The following is a 13,649-nucleotide window of genomic DNA, read 5'->3' on the forward strand; positions in this document are numbered from 1 at the left end:
GTCGATCGTGACCACATACTGGTCACGATCGACGGCACAGTCGTTCGTGCTTCTACTGCGCGGGCTTGCGCACCGACGCCTCCACGAGATCGAGGACGGCGTGCAGATCGTCCGTCGACTGCCCGGAGGCGAGTCGGGTGACGATGCCGTCGAGGATCACGTCGAGGTAGGTGACCAAGACCTCGGGCTCCACGTCGTTGCGCAGGCTGCCCGCCTCGCGCTTGCGTTCCAGACGGGCGAGGGTGGCCGCCTCCCGATCGGCGGCTTGCGACTCCCACGCCTTGCGGAACCCTGGATCGCTGCGCACCTTGCGGACTATCTCCAGACGGGTGCTCAACCAGTCGAAGTCCTTGGGGCGCGCGAGGATGTCGCGCATCACTTGGACCAGGCCCTGTCGTGCCGCGACGTCGGCCATCCGGTCGGCGTCCTCCCTCGCGAGCGCGAGGAACAACGCCTCCTTGTCCTTGAAGTGGTGGAAGATCGCACCCCGGGACAACCCGGTGGTCTCCTCCATCCGCTTCACGGTGGCGCCTTCGTAGCCGTACTGCGCGAAACAGTGCCGCGCGCCGTCGAGAATCTCCCGACGACGCGCGGCGAGCCGGTCATCGCTGACCCGTGGCATTGATCAGCTCTTGATCATGTTCCGCAGGACGTACTGCAGGATGCCACCGTTGCGGTAGTAGTCGGCCTCACCGGGCGTGTCGATGCGGACGACCGCGTCGAACTCGACCTTCTCGCCGTTCTCCTTGGTCGCGGTGACCTGAACGGTCTTCGGCGTGACGCCCTCGTTCAGCTTCTCGATGCCGACGAAGTCGAACGTCTCCGTGCCGTCGAGGCCGAGGGTCTTGGCCGACTCGCCCGCCGGGAACTGCAGCGGGACGACGCCCATGCCGATGAGGTTCGAGCGGTGGATGCGCTCGAACGACTCGGTGATGACGACCTTCACACCCAGCAGGACGGTGCCCTTGGCTGCCCAGTCGCGCGAGCTGCCCGAGCCGTACTCCTTGCCGCCGAGGACGACCAGCGGGATGCCGGCTTCCTTGTAGTTGACCGACGCGTCGTAGATGAACGACTGCGGGCCGCCCTCCTGCGTGAAGTCGCGGGTGTAGCCGCCCGAGACGCCGTCGAGCAGCTGGTTCTGCAGGCGGATGTTCGCGAACGTTCCGCGGATCATGACCTCGTGGTTGCCGCGACGGCTGCCGAGCGAGTTGTAGTCCTTGCGGGCCACACCGTTGGCGTCGAGGTACTGCGCGGCGGGGGTGCCGGGCTTGATCGGGCCGGCCGGGCTGATGTGGTCGGTGGTGACCGAGTCGCCGAGCAGGGCGAGGACGCGTGCGCCCTTGATGTCGCTGACCGGGGTGGTCTCGAGCGTCATGCCGTCGAAGTACGGAGCCTTGCGGACGTAGGTCGACTTCTCGTCCCATGCGAAGGTGTCGCCCTCGGGGGTGCTCAGACCTTGCCAACGCTCGTCACCGGCGAACACGTCCTGGTACGACTTGCGGAACATGTCCTGGTTGATCGCCGACTTGATGGTGTCGTCGATCTCCTGGGCGGACGGCCAGATGTCCTTCAGGAAGACGTCGTTGCCGTCGGTGTCCTGGCCGAGGGCCTGCGACTCGAAGTCGAAGTCCATGGTGCCGGCGAGGGCGTAGGCGATGACCAGCGGCGGCGAGGCCAGGTAGTTCATCTTGACGTCGGGGGAGATGCGACCCTCGAAGTTGCGGTTGCCCGAGAGCACGGCGGTGACGGTCAGGTCGTTGTCGTTGACAGCGGCGCTGATCTCCTCCGGCAGCGGGCCGGTGTTGCCGATGCACGTGGTGCAGCCGTAACCACCGAGGTGGAAGCCGAGCTTCTCCAGGTACGGCCAGAGGCCGGCCTTCTCGTAGTAGTCGGTGACGACCTGCGAGCCGGGAGCCATGTTGGTCTTGACCCACGGCTTGGACACGAGGCCCTTCTCGACAGCGTTGCGGGCCAGGAGGCCTGCGCCGATCATGACCGACGGGTTCGAGGTGTTGGTGCACGAGGTGATGCCGGCGACCGCGACGGCGCCGTGGTCGAGCACGAACTCGCCGCGGTCGGCGGTGGTGACCTTGATCGGCTTGCTCGGACGGCCCTCAGCGCCGTTGGCGGCGGACTGGACGTTCACCGCGCCGTCGTCGGCGAAGGAGAGCGCGGCCGGGTCGGACGCCGGGAACGACTCTTCGACGGCCTCGTCGAGCTGCGTGTGGGCGGGGGTGTTGCCCTCTTCCACGTAGTTGTGGATGTCCTTGCGGAACGCGACCTTCGACTCCGACAGGAGGATGCGGTCCTGCGGGCGCTTCGGGCCCGCGATCGACGGGACGACGGTGCCGAGGTCCAGTTCGAGGTACTCGGAGTACTGAGCCTCGTTGTCGACGTCGTGCCACATGCCCTGTTCCTTGGCGTAGGCCTCGACGAGAGCGAGCTGCTCGTCGTCGCGACCGGTGAGGCGCAGGTAGTTGATGGTCTCGCCGTCGATCGGGAAGATCGCACAGGTCGAACCGAACTCGGGGCTCATGTTGCCCAGGGTGGCGCGGTTGGCGAGCGGCACCTCGGCGACGCCCTTGCCGTAGAACTCGACGAACTTGCCGACCACACCGTGCTGACGGAGCATGTCCGTCACGGTGAGGACGACGTCGGTCGCGGTCACGCCCGGCTTGATCTCGCCGGTCAGCTTGAAGCCGACGACGCGCGGGATGAGCATGGAGACCGGCTGGCCGAGCATCGCTGCCTCGGCCTCGATGCCGCCGACGCCCCAGCCGAGGACGCCGAGACCGTTCTCCATGGTGGTGTGCGAGTCGGTGCCGACGCAGGTGTCGGGGTAGGCCTGGCCGTTGCGGACCATGATCGAGCGCGCGAGGTACTCGATGTTGACCTGGTGGACGATGCCGGTGCCCGGGGGGACGACCTTGAAGTCGTCGAACGCGCCCTGGCCCCAGCGGAGGAACTGGTAGCGCTCGCCGTTGCGCTGGTATTCGAGCTCCACGTTGCGCTCGAAGGCGTCCGCGGTGCCGAACACGTCGAGGATCACCGAGTGGTCGATGACCATTTCGGCGGGCGACAGCGGGTTCACCTTGTTCGGGTCGCCACCGAGGGCGGCGACGGCCTCACGCATGGTGGCGAGGTCGACCACACAGGGCACACCGGTGAAGTCCTGCATGAGGACACGCGCGGGGGTGAACTGGATCTCGATGCTCGGGTCGGCCGACGGGTCCCAGTTCGCGAGGGCGTTCACGTGCTCGCTGGTGATGTTGGCGCCGTCTTCGGTGCGCAGGAGGTTCTCGGCGAGGACCTTCAGTGCATAGGGCAGCTTCTCGGTGCCGGGCACGGCGTTGAGGCGGAAGATCTCGTACGAGTTCTCACCGACCTCGAGGGTGCCGCGGGCGCCGAACGAATTGATACTCACGTGTGCTCCACTCTGATCTCTGCTGGCCGCCGACGGGCTGCGTCGACGGAAGTTTGTGAAGTGTCGCGACCTGCGGACGGGCCGGCCCGCGTCGCCACGTCTCCATGTTAGCAGTACGTGCGTACTGGTTCGTGCGTTCCCCGCTATCTCGACGCGCCGAATTCACCTGAGCGCGGTCGGGGAGGACATCTGCCGTATCCTTCGACCCGACAGTGCTCTCCTGCCGACGAGGGCCCGCTTTGACGACGAGGACGAAGAAGAGACCATGAGCCCGGACCCGGTCGTGTTCACCGTAGCCTCCCCCGATCCGGTCGGCGGTCGTCCCGCCGACAAGTGGGCGAGCCTCGACATGCCGGCGATCGTCAAGCAGTTGAAGGCCACGGGCGTGTACGCACCCGAGGATCAGGCCCCCGAGCTCAAGAAGCTCGTCGCCCAGGCGAAGGCCGACGGTCACGATCTGTTCGTGGTCGTCACCGATCAGCAGTTCGCCCCGTTCACCGTGTACCGCGACGTTGCTCACGTGTTGCAGGAGTCGACGGGCGGAACCGTCCTCGTCTTCGGTCCCGGCGGCAATCTCGGCACATCGTCCACCGACTTCTCCCGCGTGCAGCTCGAAGACGCGACGTCGGAGGCCCATTCGGGCGCGGCGCCTGCGCAGCAGGCGCGCGAGATCTACGAGAAGGCGATCGATCCGAACGTCGACTGGACGCTCGCCACGATCGCGCTGATCGTCGTGGTCGTCATCGGCGCGGTGATCGCCCGCGTCCGAGGTCTGCGCAAGTCGGACGTCGACGAGGCCGAGTCTAACGCTGTGCAGGCCGTCGACGACGAGGCCGCGACCAAGGCCTGACTTCCCCTCCCTCGACGCATCCGTTCGGCTGACACCCGTCGTAGGGGTTCGTTATCCAACTGTGACGACACCGACTGTCGTCCCTTTAGTGCTGCTCACTCGGTGTTTCCGCAGGTAATCACGCCTTTGTAATTCTGTGACCACAGTTTCCCGAGCGTCTGCTGTGACGTACGGTGCAGGGGACACTTATGGTGTGCGGGGGACGGATGTTGAGGGAGATCACAGTACATGCGAGCTGATACGAGCACGCGATGGACGACACGCGGATTCACTGCGAGCGCTTTCATGCTCGCCGGACTGATGGTGGCGGGACCAGCGCTCGCCGAACCGAACCAGTCCAATCCGATCGCGGCATTGATCAACAACATCGCCGACGTCGACCAGACGTTGTCGGACCTGTCGAGCGCGGTCGCCGTGAAACAGGAGAACGTCAACCGGTCGCTCGTCGACTTCCAGAACGCCGTGGCCGCGCAGCAGGTCGCGGTGTCGGCCAACCGCGGGGCGAAGGCGTCGCTCGATCGGGTGGGAGCACTCGTCGAAGAAGCCCAGCGCGAATTCGACAAGTTCATCCGCTCCGTGTACCGGCAGGGCGACAACCAAGGCGCCATGACGCGTTACGTGGCGTCGGACGACCCGCAGAAGGTCCTGGACCAGATGACGGCTGTCGATCAGGTGACCCGCCAGCAGCAGGGCGTCATCCGTCGACTCCAGGTGGCACGCAATCAGCAGGCGAACCGTGTCGCGGCGACGGAGGCGACCAAGCTGCAGGCCAAGGCCGCGGCGGAGGACGCCTCCGAACGTCGAGACAGCGCCGTCAGCGCGTACAAGCAGGCGCAGAACGCGGTCCGCGACCAGCAGGCCAAGCGTGCCGACCTACTCCGCCAGCGGGATGTCCTCGCGACGCGGCTCGCCAAGCTCAAAGGCGTGCCGAAGAGTCAGGTGGACGCACCGTCGTCGAAGGGCTCCACACTGCCCGGTGTGATCGCCGACGGCGTCGACAAGGCCGTGAAGTCGATCCCCGGAAGGCCCGTCGCGGGCGACGACGCGCTGGCCCAGGCGGCGCAGGCCGCCGCCCAGCTCGCATCCGACACCGGCCAGGCATTGCTGGCGAGCCTGATCGGTCAGCAGCAGATCCCGCACTCCAAACTGCTCGACGAACTCGGCATCGGTGGAACCAACCCGTTCTCGCAGGGTGAGGACAACACGTTCAGCCGCCTGGGAACGGGATCGCTGGGCAGCCTGTTCAGCGGCAACAACGGGGTGCCCGGCACGCAGGGCATCACCAATCCGGGGCTGCGCGGACCGCAGGCGATCGAACTCGTCATCAACCGCATGAAGTCGCAGTTGGGCGTGACGTACGCGTGGGGCGGCGGCGACGCCAACGGCCCGACGCTCGGCATCCGCGACGGCGGTGTGGCCGACAGCTACGGCGACTACCAGAAGGTCGGCTTCGACTGCTCGGGTCTGATGATCTACGGCTTCGCGGGCGTCGGCATCGACCTGCCGCACTACACCGGGTACCAGTACACCTCCGGGCCCCAGGTGCCGCTCTCTCAGATGCGCCGCGGCGACATGATCTTCTTCGGTCCCAATGCGAGCGAACACGTCGCGCTGATCCTCGGCGACGGGACGATGATCGAGGCGCCGCAGTCGGGCGACGTCGTGAAGATCTCCCCGGTCCGCACCGACGGTGCGATGCCGATGGTCGTGCGCCTGCTCTGACCCCGTGGTCGCTCATCGAGCCCCCTTGGTCGCTCATCGAGCGCAGTCGAGAGGCTACTGTGGTGAGCGACGAGAACGCGACGATCTTCAGGAGTAAAGGCTTGACTTCAACGGACAGTCCGGATCTGGCTCTCACGGCGGAGGACACCAAGCTCCTCGAACGTGCGATGTACGAGGTCAAGCGGGTGATCGTCGGCCAGGACAAACTCGTGGAACGCATCCTCGTCGGACTCCTCGCCAAGGGACACATTCTGCTCGAGGGCGTGCCGGGCGTCGCCAAGACGCTGGCGGTCGAGACGTTCGCCACGGTGATCGGCGGCAGCTTCTCGCGCGTCCAGTTCACGCCCGACCTGGTGCCGACCGACCTCATCGGCACGCGCATCTACCGTCAGGGCCGTGAAGAGTTCGACACCGAACTCGGCCCGGTGGTGGCGAACTTCCTGCTCGCCGACGAGATCAACCGCGCACCCGCGAAGGTGCAGTCGGCGCTCCTCGAGGTGATGGCCGAGCGGCACGTGTCGATCGGCGGAACCACGTACCCGATGCCGGAGCCCTTCCTGGTGATGGCGACGCAGAACCCCATCGAGAACGAGGGCGTCTACCCGCTGCCCGAGGCGCAGCGCGACCGCTTCCTGTTCAAGGTGATCGTCGACTACCCGTCGGTCGAGGAGGAGCGCGAGATCGTCTACCGGATGGGCAACACGCCGCCGTCGGCGACTCCGGTGCTCAACCCGGAGACCACCCTGCTGCTGCAGCGCAAGGCCGCGAACGTGTTCGTGCATCATGCGCTCGTCGACTACGTGGTCCGCGTGATCAACGCGACCCGTCGTCCCGCCGAGGTCGGCCTGAGCGACGTGGAGCAGTGGCTGGCCTACGGAGCGTCGCCGCGCGCCACCCTCGGCATCGTCGCCGCGGCCCGCGCACTCGCCCTGATCAACGGCCGCGACTACGTGATCCCGCAGGACGTCGTCGAGGTGATCCCGGACGTGCTCCGGCACCGTCTCGTGTTGAGCTACGACGCTCTCGCCGACGAGGTGACCGCCGAGCAGATCATCACGCGCATCCTTCAGACCGTCGGTCTCCCACAGGTCAGCGCCGCCCCGGTGCCGCAACCGGGCCAGCCCGCTCCCGTGCAGCCCGCACCGGTGCAGCAGCCTGCTCCGGTGTCGATGACGCAGGCCACGCAGCAGGTCCAGATGCCGCAGCCGCAGGCGCCGGAACAGCAGGGTCATGTCGGCCGATAGCGGCCTCCCGTCGTTCCACGACGGCACCCTCAACGATCCACAGCTCACGGCGGCGCTGAAGTCGCTCGAACTGACCGTCCGACGCAAGCTGGACGGCGTCCTCCAGGGCGAACACCTCGGCCTCATCCCCGGCCCGGGATCGGAGCCGGGGGAGGCCCGTCCCTATCAGCCGGGCGACGACATCCGTCGGATGGAGTGGTCGGTGACGGCTCGCACGTCGACGCCGCACGTTCGGCAGATGATCGCCGACCGCGAACTGGAGACGTGGTTCGTCGTCGACGCGTCGGCGAGTCTCGACTTCGGGTCGGGGTCGCGGACCAAACGCGACCTCGCAGTCGCCGCGTGTGCGGCCGTCGTCCACCTGACGGCGGGCGGCGGCAACCGCCACGGTGCGATCATCGTGACGGGCGACGACATCGTCCGGCTGCCCGCCCGGTCGGGTCGAGCACACGATCGCGCACTCCTCAAGGCCGTCGCGACCACCACGCGCAGCAGTCCGGGTGTCCGGGGCGACCTCGACGCCGGGCTGGAGGCGTTGCGCAGGCCCATGCGCCGCCGTGGGCTCGCCGTCGTCGTCAGCGACTTCCTCGGCCCCATCGACTGGTCGCGCTCGCTCCGGGCGATAGGCGCCCATCACGAACTCCTCGGCATCGAGGTCCTCGACCCCCGCGACGTCGAACTGCCGGACGTCGGGCAACTCACGTTGCGGGACGCCGAGTCGGGGGAACTGCTCGACGTCGACGCGACGCCTCGCCTGCGCGCCGACTACGCGGCCGCGGCCGAGGCGCACCGGATGCAGGTGCAGAAGGCGTTCAGAAGCAGCGGTGGACCGGTCCTGTCGTTGCGGACCGACCGCGACTGGCTCGTGGACACCGTCCGTTTCGTCGGCGAGCGCCGCCGCGGCATGGCGGCGGGGGTGGCTCGATGAGCGACTGGTTCGCCCATCCGTGGTGGCTCGCGTCGATCCTGCTGGTCCTGGCGCTCGTCGCGGCGTACGTGTTCGTGCTGCGGCGTCGTACCGCGCGGTCGTTGAGGTTCGCGAACCTCGACGTCCTCAAGTCGGTGTCGACCGGGCAGCGGGACCGTTTCCGTCACGTGCCGTTCGCGATCCTGGCCGTCGGTCTGCTGCTGTTGACGATCGCGATGTCCGGCCCGATCGCCGAACGCGACGTGGCCCGCAACCGGGCGACGGTGGTGCTCGTCGTCGACGTGTCGCAGTCCATGAAGTCGACCGACGTCGCGCCCACTCGACTGCAGGCGGCCCAGGCCGCGGGCAAGAGGTTCGCCGACGATCTGACCGACGGCATCAACCTCGGTCTCGTGTCGTTCGCCGGCACCGCGTCCACGCTGGTGTCGCCGACGCCCGACCACGACGCGACGAAGAAGGCGCTCGACAATCTGAAGCTGGCGGAGAAGACGGCTACGGGCGAGGGCATCTTCGCGGCGTTGCAACTGATCCAGACGTTGAACGCCGCCCTCGGCGGTGACAACGCCGCCCCGCCGGCCCGGATCGTGCTGCTGTCCGACGGCAAACAGACCGTCCCGTCCGACCCGGACGATCCGCGCGGCGGGTTCACGGCCGCGCGCAAGGCGAAGGAGAAGGGGATCCCGATCTCCACCATCTCGTTCGGCACCATGACGGGCACGGTCGACATCGAGGGCCCCAACGGCAACACCGAGACCGTCGACGTCCCCGTCGACGACAAGTCGTTGCACACCATCGCGAACCTGTCGGGCGGCGACTTCTTCACCGCGTCCAGTCTCGACGAGCTGAACAAGGTGTACGCGACCCTGCAGAAGCAGATCGGATACGAGCGGCAGCGCGGGGACAACTCGCGGCCGTGGCTCATCGCGGGGACGCTGCTCGCGATCATCGGTTCCGTCGCGGCGCTGTTCCTGAATCGTCGACTTCCCTGACCCCCGACCGCCCGACGTCGGCCGTCTTTGGCGGTCGGACACTTCGCTGAGATAGGTTGATCAACCATGGCAGAGCAGAACACTCCCGAGCAGACTTCGCGTTCGGTCCTCGTGACCGGTGGAAACCGCGGCATCGGACTGGCGGTCGCCCAGCGGCTGGCGGCCGACGGGCACAAGGTGGCCGTCACCCACCGCGGTTCGGGAGCCCCCGAGGGCCTGTTCGGCGTCCAGTGCGACGTCACCGACAGTGCTTCGGTCGAGCGTGCGTTCGCCGAGGTCGCCGAGCATCAGGGACCCGTCGAGGTGCTCGTCGCGAACGCGGGCATCACCGACAACATGCTGCTGATGCGTCTCTCGGAGGAGAGCTTCTCCAATGTCATCGACGCCAACCTCACCGGCGCGTACCGCTGTGCGAAGGTCGCGACCAAGGGCATGCAGCGCGCCAAGTTCGGCCGCATGATCTTCCTCGGCTCGGTCGTCGCGATGTCGGGCATCCCCGGCCAGGCGAACTACGCCGCGTCGAAGGCGGGCCTGATCGGCCTGGCCCGCTCGATCGCCCGTGAGCTGGGCTCGCGCAACATCACCGCGAACGTCGTCGCGCCCGGCTTCATCGAGACCGACATGACCGCCGCGATGGAGGACCGCTACATCGACATGGCGAAGCAGGCGATTCCGCTCGGCCGGACAGGCAAGCCGGAGGACGTCGCCGCCGCGATCAGCTTCCTCGCCTCCGATCAGGGCGGATACATCACCGGTGCGGTGCTGCCCGTCGACGGCGGCATGGGCATGGGCCACTGAGCTCCTCGCGTCACCGACCATCCACATTCTCGTTTAGGAGCATCTGAAGTGACCGGCATCCTCGCAGGCAAGACGGTTCTCGTCACCGGCATCATCACCGACGCGTCGATCGCGTTCCACACCGCCAAGGTGGCGCAGGAACAGGGTGCGACGGTGATCATCACCGGCATCCCGGAGCGTCTGCGCCTCATCGACCGTATCGCCAAGCGTCTCCCGCAGGAGGTCCCGCCGGCGATCCCGCTCGACGTCACCGATGAGGAGAGCCTCGGCGCCCTCGCGGACAAGGTCCGGGAACTCGCACCGCAGGGCATCGACGGCCTCGTCCACTCGATCGCGTTCGCGCCGAAGACCCTGATGGGTCCCGACGCGGTGCCGTTCCTCGAGGGTCCGGGCCCGGACGTCTCGCGCGCGTTCGAGATCTCGGCGTGGAGCTACGCGTCGCTCGCGCGCGCGGCACTGCCCGCCATGAACGAGGGCGGCTCGATCGTCGGCATGGATTTCGACCCGCGCACGGCGATGCCGGACTACAACTGGATGGGCGTCGCCAAGGCCGCCCTCGAGTCGGTCAACCGTTACGTCGCACGTGAGGTCGGCGAGGCCAAGCGCATCCGCTCGAACCTCGTGGCGGCGGGCCCGATCAAGACGCTCGCCGCGAAGGCGATCTCGGGAACCGCGACCGACGACGCCAAGAAGCTGAACATGCTCAACGAGTACTGGGACGGCGCGTCGCCGATCGGCTGGAACGTCGACGACCCGGGTGTCGTCGGCACCAGCGTGTGCGCCCTGCTCTCGGATTTCCTTCCCGCGACCACCGGGTCGATCGTGTACGTCGACGGCGGCGCCAGCCACAACACCTGGTTCCCGGACAGCTTCCTCGGCTGACGTGGCGCCCGAACTCGCGGACAGCACCTCGTCGGACTCGTTCGACGCGGTGCTGTTCCTCTCTTTCGGCGGCCCGGACAAGCCGGACGACGTCCGTCCCTTCCTGGAGAACGTGACCCGCGGTCGCGGCGTGCCCGCGGAACGGTTGGACGAGGTGGTCCAGCACTACCTGCATTTCGGCGGCGTGTCACCGATCAACCGACTCAACCTCGACATGATCGACGCGCTCCGCGCCGAGCTCGATCGACGCGGTCGGACCGGGTTGCCGATCTATTTCGGGAACCGCAACTGGCATCCGCTCGCCGCCGACACGGTGTCGGCGATGGTCGACGACGGCCACCGCCGCATCCTCGTCTTCCCGACGTCGGCGTGGGGCGGCTACTCCGGCTGTCGTCAGTACCACGAAGACATTCAGATGGCCCTCGCCCCGGAGCGTGATCGAGGGGTGCTCCTCCGCAAGCTCCCGCAGTTCGCCGAGGAGCCCGCGTTCCGCGACGCCGTCGCCGACGCGGTGAGCGAGGCGCTCGACGGGTTCGGTGACGGTCCCGCGCCGCGTCTGGTGTTCACCGCTCATTCGATCCCCGAGTCGGCCGACCGTGCCGCGGGCCCCGCGTCCGACGGAGGACGCCTGTACTCGCGTCAGGTCGCCGACGCGTCCGCCGCCGTCGCCGCACTGTGCGGCGTCGATGAGTTCGACGTCGTCTGGCAGTCACGGTCGGGTCCTCCGCAGGTGCCGTGGCTCGAGCCCGATGTCTGCGATCATCTGCGGGCCTTGTCCGCCGACGGCGTGGACCGGGTGGTCGTGTGCCCGATCGGCTTCATCTCCGACCATCTCGAAGTGGTGTGGGACCTCGACTCCGAAGCCGCGGACCTCGCCGCCGAACTCGGCATGGAGTACGTGCGAGTCGCGACCGCGGGAACGTCGCGGCGATTCATCGCGATGGTCGCCGACCTCGTCGAGCGGTACGTCGACGGCGGGGGAGACCTCACCGCCCTCGGCTGCGGCGACAACGGCACGGTCTGCCGTCCCGACTGCTGCGTGCCGGTCCGTCGTCCCGCCGCCGCCCGCTGAGTTCAGCCGGTCCATCCCCAATGCCTGCGGTGGGCGTCGACCGACCACGCGTTCACCGCGTCGAGGTCGACGCGCGCGGGCAGCGGGGACCGCTCGGTGTCGAGGAGGTCCCGGACTTCTCGTTCCAGCCTTCCGACCTCGGCCGACACCTCTTCGCGCGGTATCTCGCCGCGTTTGACGGCGAGCACCCGTGCCCGCTGTTCGTCCGGCATCGGCAGGCTGAGGTGACCGGTCGCGGTCATCTCGTGGCCCTGATAGGCCAGCCTGAGTGCATGACTGCCGTACTTGACGTCCCAGCCGTGTTTCGCAACGAGCTCGGGGCGGTTCGGAGCCTTCCGGTTCGACGTGCCCAGCATCCGCTCGTGCTGCGCGTGCATATACCCGAGGAAGCGCTCGACAGCTGCGAGTGAGAGGAACTGCGAGCGCATAGACCGCAGTTCGTCGCCGAGGGTCGTCCGCACGACGACCGCGGTGTCGGGCGCGAACAACGGCAGCATGACCGTCGGGTTGCCCTTGATAGCCAGCGCGAGGTACTTGCGCAGGGAATAGACCACGAGGTCGGTGTCGCCGGGCCCGCTTCGGGCGCCCTCCGGCTGGGTACGCCAGATGTAGTCGTCGCGGTGGTTGCCGAGTCCGAGGACATGGGCGGGCGGTTCCACGTACACGCCCATCTCGTCGTGATCGTCGGTGCCTGCGACAGCGATTCCGTGCACACCGCTTCCGACCACGGTGCGCAGTACCTCGTTCGGCAGGACGACGGCGGGGTCGCCGTACTCGACATTCGACATGGGCCTTCCTCTTCTCGATTCGTGATGGAATCGACGAGGCTACGGATCTTGTCGTCTCGTGACGAGCGAATTATCGGCGGTAGTCGGTGATGAGGGTGTTGATCGCGGCCGTCCGCGCCGTGCGCGTCAGGGCGGTCAGCCTGCGGAGACGATGATCGGCGACGTCGGTCTGGGCGCCGCTGACGCCGAGCGCGCCGACGCCTGCGAGATCGATGATCGCGTCGATCTGGGCGGCGCTGGTGATAACCCTGTCCACACGCGGGTGCTCGTGCGGCGGCAGGTCGATCCGTCGCGCTTCCGTCAGTGCCGCGAGCGCATCGCGTAGGTCGGCCGGGGAGGACGCTCGTGCACCGGACAGGCCCGCGATGAGTTGTGCGGCTTCGCCGACGGCCTCGCGCAGCTCGTATTCGAGCTCGCCGAGCGGAAGGTCGGACGAGAGGCGGTCCACCGCCAGCGGTGTGGGCACTCGGGAGAGCTCCCACCGGCAGCGTTCGGCGGTGCCGCGAGCGGTCAGCGCGAGGGCGGCCGTCGGGCCTTCCGAGCCGAGCGGGCGGTCGTCGATGAGCAGGACTTCCGCGCCGTCGGGGGTGCCCGGCGGCAGGCCCTGAGCGTCGCCCGGCGACGGCATGCGCACCGCGAGGTGTGCGTTGCCGGAGACGACGTCGAGAAGATCGAGGACGTCTCCGGACATGAGACCGTCCAGTTCGTGCGCCTGTGAATAGTCGTGCAGGGTGTGCAGGACGTCGTCGGGCGCGCATCGCCCGGCGGCGCGGGCCGCGGCCCACACCGCGAGGGCCGACACGGGCCACGCACGCAGGGTGGACACAGGTGAAGAAGTCATGACCAGCCCACGGTACGCGCACATCGGCTCCCGCGGCATTTCTGGTTGAGGCTCATCGACGCGCCGATGAGCGTCGACGAGAGGTGCCGCGGGAGCACACGACTAGGCTGG

Annotated in this window: 12 protein-coding genes; 8 read left to right on the forward strand and 4 right to left on the reverse strand. The window is 67.8% G+C overall.

Going from position 1 to position 13,649, the window contains the following annotated elements; translation table 11 throughout:
- Positions 1 to 52 precede the first annotated feature (52 nt).
- The gene (locus GYB83_RS16130) at positions 53 to 622 is read right to left on the reverse strand and encodes a TetR/AcrR family transcriptional regulator (protein WP_161896430.1); all 570 of its coding nucleotides are present in this window, start codon (positions 620 to 622) and stop codon (positions 53 to 55) included.
- Positions 623 to 625: 3 nt separating this feature from the next.
- Positions 626 to 3,424, reverse strand: a complete 2,799-nt coding sequence (acnA, locus tag GYB83_RS16135; protein ID WP_161896431.1) for an aconitate hydratase AcnA — start codon at positions 3,422 to 3,424, stop codon at positions 626 to 628.
- A gap of 265 nt (positions 3,425 to 3,689) precedes the next feature.
- On the opposite strand from acnA, the gene GYB83_RS16140 reads away from it, so the two are divergent.
- The 8 genes from GYB83_RS16140 (at position 3,690) to GYB83_RS16175 (ending at position 11,909) form a co-directional block, all read left to right on the forward strand.
- The gene (locus GYB83_RS16140; RefSeq protein WP_186349795.1) at positions 3,690 to 4,274 is read left to right on the forward strand and encodes an Rv1476 family membrane protein; all 585 of its coding nucleotides are present in this window, start codon (positions 3,690 to 3,692) and stop codon (positions 4,272 to 4,274) included.
- Positions 4,275 to 4,559: 285 nt separating this feature from the next.
- Complete coding sequence (locus GYB83_RS16145; RefSeq protein WP_228461531.1) at positions 4,560 to 5,996, forward strand: NlpC/P60 family protein; 1,437 nt, start codon at positions 4,560 to 4,562, stop codon at positions 5,994 to 5,996.
- A gap of 101 nt (positions 5,997 to 6,097) precedes the next feature.
- On the forward strand, positions 6,098 to 7,240 hold the full coding sequence (locus tag GYB83_RS16150) for an AAA family ATPase (RefSeq protein ID WP_161896433.1): 1,143 nt from the start codon (positions 6,098 to 6,100) through the stop codon (positions 7,238 to 7,240).
- Complete coding sequence (locus GYB83_RS16155) at positions 7,227 to 8,168, forward strand: DUF58 domain-containing protein (RefSeq protein WP_161896434.1); 942 nt, start codon at positions 7,227 to 7,229, stop codon at positions 8,166 to 8,168. The genes GYB83_RS16150 and GYB83_RS16155 overlap by 14 nt, the downstream gene beginning before the upstream one ends.
- Positions 8,165 to 9,157, forward strand: a complete 993-nt coding sequence (locus tag GYB83_RS16160; RefSeq protein ID WP_161896435.1) for a VWA domain-containing protein — start codon at positions 8,165 to 8,167, stop codon at positions 9,155 to 9,157. The genes GYB83_RS16155 and GYB83_RS16160 overlap by 4 nt, the downstream gene beginning before the upstream one ends.
- A gap of 66 nt (positions 9,158 to 9,223) precedes the next feature.
- Entirely contained in the window at positions 9,224 to 9,955 is a 732-nt protein-coding gene (gene fabG1, locus GYB83_RS16165; RefSeq protein ID WP_161896436.1) for a 3-oxoacyl-ACP reductase FabG1, read from the forward strand.
- Positions 9,956 to 10,003: 48 nt separating this feature from the next.
- Positions 10,004 to 10,837, forward strand: coding sequence for an NADH-dependent enoyl-ACP reductase InhA (gene inhA / locus GYB83_RS16170; protein WP_161896437.1), 834 nt, complete (start codon positions 10,004 to 10,006; stop codon positions 10,835 to 10,837).
- 1 nt (position 10,838) lies between these two features.
- Complete coding sequence (locus GYB83_RS16175; RefSeq protein ID WP_161896438.1) at positions 10,839 to 11,909, forward strand: ferrochelatase; 1,071 nt, start codon at positions 10,839 to 10,841, stop codon at positions 11,907 to 11,909.
- Between the two features lie 2 nt (positions 11,910 to 11,911).
- Here the strand turns inward: GYB83_RS16175 and GYB83_RS16180 are convergent, their stop codons facing one another.
- The gene (locus tag GYB83_RS16180; RefSeq protein ID WP_161896439.1) at positions 11,912 to 12,697 is read right to left on the reverse strand and encodes a nucleotidyltransferase domain-containing protein; all 786 of its coding nucleotides are present in this window, start codon (positions 12,695 to 12,697) and stop codon (positions 11,912 to 11,914) included.
- Positions 12,698 to 12,767: 70 nt separating this feature from the next.
- Complete coding sequence (locus GYB83_RS16185) at positions 12,768 to 13,538, reverse strand: Rv1486c family protein (RefSeq protein WP_161896440.1); 771 nt, start codon at positions 13,536 to 13,538, stop codon at positions 12,768 to 12,770.
- Positions 13,539 to 13,649 lie beyond the last annotated feature (111 nt).

Source organism: Gordonia spumicola (assembly GCF_009932475.1).
Lineage (GTDB): Bacteria > Actinomycetota > Actinomycetes > Mycobacteriales > Mycobacteriaceae > Gordonia > Gordonia spumicola.

Bases quoted from the DNA above. Each gene is read 5' to 3' on its own strand.
- GYB83_RS16145 (WP_228461531.1), top strand. From the start codon at position 4,560: ATGCTCGCCGGACTGATGGTGGCGGGACCAGCGCTCGCCGAACCGAAC.
- fabG1 (WP_161896436.1), top strand. From the start codon at position 9,224: ATGGCAGAGCAGAACACTCCCGAGCAGACTTCGCGTTCGGTCCTCGTG.
- GYB83_RS16155 (WP_161896434.1), top strand. From the start codon at position 7,227: ATGTCGGCCGATAGCGGCCTCCCGTCGTTCCACGACGGCACCCTCAAC.
- GYB83_RS16160 (WP_161896435.1), top strand. From the start codon at position 8,165: ATGAGCGACTGGTTCGCCCATCCGTGGTGGCTCGCGTCGATCCTGCTG.
- GYB83_RS16180 (WP_161896439.1), bottom strand. From the start codon at position 12,697: ATGTCGAATGTCGAGTACGGCGACCCCGCCGTCGTCCTGCCGAACGAG.
- GYB83_RS16130 (WP_161896430.1), bottom strand. From the start codon at position 622: ATGCCACGGGTCAGCGATGACCGGCTCGCCGCGCGTCGTCGGGAGATT.
- GYB83_RS16185 (WP_161896440.1), bottom strand. From the start codon at position 13,538: ATGACTTCTTCACCTGTGTCCACCCTGCGTGCGTGGCCCGTGTCGGCC.
- GYB83_RS16140 (WP_186349795.1), top strand. From the start codon at position 3,690: ATGAGCCCGGACCCGGTCGTGTTCACCGTAGCCTCCCCCGATCCGGTC.